Below are 3,837 nucleotides of genomic sequence, written 5' to 3' on the forward strand. Positions count from 1 at the left end.
GCAGGCGCAGGGCCTTGCCCTGCCGTTCCAGATCGCCAAGAGCGGCTTCCAGCTCTTTTCTTTCGCGGCGGGCAAGGCCCAGAACACGCAAAAGGCCGTCCAGCCGCATGGGGCGGTTCTGGGCGGCAAGGGTCTGCAGCAGTTCCTCAGGCGAGGGAAAACCGCCGTTGAAAGGTGCGGAAGCCGTAGTGGCTCCGCGAAGTTTTTTTTGCTTTTTCATAAAAATTATTCACCGGCAAGGCGTGAAAAAGGGGCAAAAGGCATGGCCTTTCGCCCCCCATCGCGTGCTTGCTCTCAGGCTGTTGCCCGTATTGCGGCAATCAGTTGCGGTTGCCGCCGAAGAGGCGCAGCAGCATGAGGAAAAGATTGATAAAGTCCAGGTACAGGGTCAGCGCGCCCAAAATGGCGCCGCGGCGCAGGGCCGTGGCGTCGTCCAGGGGGGCGCTTTCGCCGAACCGGCGCAGCTTCTGTGTGTCATAGGCCGTAAGGCCGGTAAAAATGAGTACGCCAAGGCAGCTCACCACAAAGTCCATCATGGCGCTCTTGAGGAAGATATTGACCACCATGGCGATAACGATGCCGATCAGGCCCATGAACAGAAAGCTGCCCATGGCCGTAAGATCGCGCTTGGTCACGGTTCCGTACACGGTCATGGCCAGGAAGGTTCCGGTGGTGACCAGAAAGGCGTTGGTGATGGAGGCAATGGGGTAGACCACAAAAATGGACGACAGCGTTGCCCCTGTCAGCGCGGAATAGAGCAGAAAAAGCCCCGTGGCCGTGCTGCCGGACATTTTATGCACGGCGGCGGAAATGGCGATAACAAGGCCGAACTGCGCCACGATGAGGCCGATCATGATCAGCGAATTGCCGAAGATGACCTGCTGCACTGCGGGCGTGCTGGCTACAAACCAGGCCATAACGGTGGTGACGCCAAGGCCCAGCGTCATCCACTGGTAAACCTGGCGCATGTAAAGGGAAGCAACACTGCTTACGCCACTATGCGCTACACTGCGGGGATTGGTCATTACTCTCCTCCAAAAAAACTGTTGCATCCGAAGCGTCTTTGGAACAGGTATATCTGAAGCGCATGAAATGCTTGGCAACGAACCGTTTTTTTCATGCCTGTTCCGTACGCCGGACAAGCCGTATTTTTTTATCTTCCTCTTCATACTATATGACACAAGCCGTGTTTAGCAAGTGCTCTCTGTCCCGGATAACGGCGTCAAATGTGACATTTCTGTTACAGAATCCGCCTGACGGCATCTGCGGCAACTTGATGGACGCGTGCCGGCATGGTAGTTTTTCACGCACCGCCGGGTTTTTTCCGGCCTTTACACCGCAGTAGCGCAAGGAGATACATATGAAACTTTTCCGCACCGGCGTCGTGTTTCGCGCCCTTGCCCTGGCGTTTTGCCTTATGGCCGCGCCCTTCATGACTCCGGCCCAGGCCGCCACGCCCGATCCGGCAGTGAAGCTTGAAACGAACATGGGCGAAATTGTGGTGCGTCTGGACGCCCGCAAGGCTCCCATCAGCACCGCCAACTTTGTGCAGTATGTCAAATCAGGTTTTTATGACGGCACGGTTTTTCATCGTGTGATCAAGAACTTCATGATTCAGGGCGGCGGTTTCACGCCGGACATGAAACAGAAAGAAACCCGCGCCGCCATCCGCAACGAAGCGGATAACGGGCTGAAAAACAAGAAATATACCATTGCTATGGCCCGCACTGGCGAACCTCATTCGGCCACGGCCCAGTTTTTCATCAATACCAAGGACAACGATTTTCTGGACTTCAAAAGCCAGACTCCCCAGGGCTGGGGCTACGCTGTTTTCGGCAAGGTGATCAAGGGACAGGAAGTTGTGGACAAGATTGCCGCCATCGTCACCGGCAAAAAAGGCTATTATGATGATGTGCCCAGAGAAAACGTCATCATTAAAAAAGCCGTTGTGGTGGAATAGACCACAGCGTTCTTTTCCGAAGATGAAAATAACAAAGGGCCGAAAGGCCCTTTTTGTCTGGCGGATATGTGGTCGCGCGGAGCGCGTCGGCATTTTTCGCAGGAAGCCGGCTGTCCATGCCGAAACGGTGATGCACCGGAGCCGGGAAAAAACTTTTGATGCGCCTGGCTGAACAGAAAAGCATGTGAACAGTGCCTGACTATTTGCCCGTCAAAGCCGCAAAGCGCCGCATGGTAAGGTGGCACACGGCCACGGCCAGAGCGTCCGATGTGTCCAGCGGCCAGTTGGCGTTTTTGACATTGAGCAGGCGTTGCACCATGAAGGCGACCTGCTCTTTTTCGGCGCGGCCCGTGCCTACCAGCGATTTTTTCACCAGGGTAGGCTCATAGTCGCTGATGGAAAGGCCGTGCGCCGCGCAGGCCGCCACAGCCACGCCCCGCGCCTGGCCCAGCTTGAGGGCGCTGGCCGCGTTTTGGGCCGTGAACACCTGCTCAATGGCGGCTTCGTCCGGTTTTACGCGGGCCAGCACCGTGGAAAGTTCGTGATAGATGCATGCCAGACGGCCCGAAAAAGCCTTGCCCGCCGAGGACGTGCGCACCACGCCGCAGTCCACCAGATGCAACACGCCCGAAACTTCGCGCACCACGCCCCAGCCCGTGCGCTGTGAGCCGGGGTCGATGCCCATAACCGTCACAGGTCCTTTGGCATTGAGCGTAGACATATCAGAGCAGGAAAGAGGTGATAACGTAGTCCGCCGCGAGAATAAGCACGCAGGATATGACCACGGCCGAGGTGGTGGCGTTGCCCACGGCTTCCGGCCCCACGCTGTCGCGCCGCTTGTTGGTGTAGTAGCCCTGGCGGCAGCATATGGTGGTGACCAGCAGGCCGAAGACCACAGACTTTATGAAGCCCCCGGCCACGTCCGTCATGGTGACGGAACTGGCGATGCGGTAAAAATAGGCTCCCTCGTTGATGCCGAGCATGAGCACGCCCGTGAGGTAGCCGCCGATGATGCCGATAACGTCAAACACGGCGGTAAGCAGGGGAAAGGCGATGAACGAGGCCACAAGGCGCGGGCTCACAAGGTAGCCCATGGAGTTGATGTCCATAACATCCAGGGCGTCGATCTGGTCGGTGATGCGCATGACGCCGATTTCGGCGGTCATGGATGACCCGGCGCGCCCGGTGAGCATGATGGCGGTGAGCACCGGCCCCAGTTCGCGGATGAGCGTCAGCGATACGGCAGAGCCGAGCATGCCCACGGAACCGAACTGCACCAGGGTATAGTAACCCTGCAAGCCCAGCACCATACCGCAGAACACCCCAATGAGCATGATAAGAAAGAAGGATTTTGAGCCTATGATATAAAGCTGCTGCATCGTGCGCGGGAAAATCTTTCTGCTGGCAAATATCTGGGCCAGCCCCTCAAAAAAGAAAATGGCCGTGCCGCCCAGGGCATCAACGCCGCGCAGGCAGGGCCTGCCGATGCGGCGTAAAAAGGCTGCGGGAGCAAAGGATTGCGTCATGACTTCCTCACCTGGCCGTTTTACGGCTTTTGCCGGGAACGGCTTTTTTGGATGTCTGTATGGGCGCGCCCAGTTTCATGCGTTTAAGCTCCTCGCGCAGATTGTCGGCGTCACGCTCCGTACCACGCAGGTTGATCATGACCAGTTGCACCTTGCCGCTTTTTTGCAGGCGTGTGCGCAGTCCCCGGCCTTCGAGGCGCTTGCGCAGCCTGTTAGCATCGTCCTCACCCTTGAAGGCCGCCGCCTGAAACACGTAGTCGTAAAGCTGTTCCTGCGTGGCTGTTGCGCCGGGGGCCTGCCCCTGGTTCTGGGCCGCACTGGGCGTGGCGGCGTTGCGGGCATTGGAGGCGG

6 protein-coding genes are annotated in these 3,837 nt (G+C 57.9%); 1 reads left to right on the top strand and 5 read right to left on the bottom strand.

Going from position 1 to position 3,837, the window contains the following annotated elements; all coding sequences use genetic code 11:
- Together V6C16_RS08985 and V6C16_RS08990 are read right to left on the bottom strand one after the other, a co-directional pair.
- Positions 1-220: hypothetical protein (locus V6C16_RS08985; protein ID WP_333543040.1), on the bottom strand; the 220-nt coding region annotated here is incomplete at its 3' end.
- Positions 221-320: 100 nt separating this feature from the next.
- The gene (locus tag V6C16_RS08990) at positions 321-1,025 is read right to left on the bottom strand and encodes a Bax inhibitor-1/YccA family protein (RefSeq protein ID WP_333534695.1); all 705 of its coding nucleotides are present in this window, start codon (positions 1,023-1,025) and stop codon (positions 321-323) included.
- Positions 1,026-1,360: 335 nt separating this feature from the next.
- On the opposite strand from V6C16_RS08990, the gene V6C16_RS08995 reads away from it, so the two are divergent.
- Positions 1,361-1,960 carry a peptidylprolyl isomerase gene (locus tag V6C16_RS08995; protein WP_442886209.1) on the top strand — a complete coding sequence of 200 codons (600 nt, stop codon included), beginning with the start codon at positions 1,361-1,363 and terminating at the stop codon, positions 1,958-1,960.
- A gap of 199 nt (positions 1,961-2,159) precedes the next feature.
- Here V6C16_RS08995 and ruvC read toward each other — a convergent pair whose 3' ends face one another.
- The 3 genes from ruvC to V6C16_RS09010 form a co-directional block, all read right to left on the bottom strand.
- On the bottom strand, positions 2,160-2,681 hold the full coding sequence (gene ruvC / locus V6C16_RS09000; protein ID WP_333543041.1) for a crossover junction endodeoxyribonuclease RuvC: 522 nt from the start codon (positions 2,679-2,681) through the stop codon (positions 2,160-2,162).
- Position 2,682: 1 nt separating this feature from the next.
- Complete coding sequence (locus V6C16_RS09005) at positions 2,683-3,486, bottom strand: MlaE family ABC transporter permease (RefSeq protein ID WP_333535656.1); 804 nt, start codon at positions 3,484-3,486, stop codon at positions 2,683-2,685.
- 7 nt (positions 3,487-3,493) lie between these two features.
- On the bottom strand, positions 3,494-3,837 hold a 344-nt coding region (locus V6C16_RS09010; protein WP_333543042.1), incomplete at its 5' end, for an SPOR domain-containing protein.

Source organism: Desulfovibrio sp. 1188_IL3213, from assembly GCF_036763145.1.
Taxonomy (GTDB): domain Bacteria; phylum Desulfobacterota; class Desulfovibrionia; order Desulfovibrionales; family Desulfovibrionaceae; genus Desulfovibrio.

What these genes read in the sequence shown, in the direction of transcription:
- V6C16_RS08990 (WP_333534695.1), bottom strand. Translation starts at nt 1,025, where the DNA reads ATGACCAATCCCCGCAGTGTAGCGCATAGTGGCGTAAGCAGTGTTGCT.
- V6C16_RS08995 (WP_442886209.1), top strand. Translation starts at nt 1,361, where the DNA reads ATGAAACTTTTCCGCACCGGCGTCGTGTTTCGCGCCCTTGCCCTGGCG.
- ruvC (WP_333543041.1), bottom strand. Translation starts at nt 2,681, where the DNA reads ATGTCTACGCTCAATGCCAAAGGACCTGTGACGGTTATGGGCATCGAC.
- V6C16_RS09005 (WP_333535656.1), bottom strand. Translation starts at nt 3,486, where the DNA reads ATGACGCAATCCTTTGCTCCCGCAGCCTTTTTACGCCGCATCGGCAGG.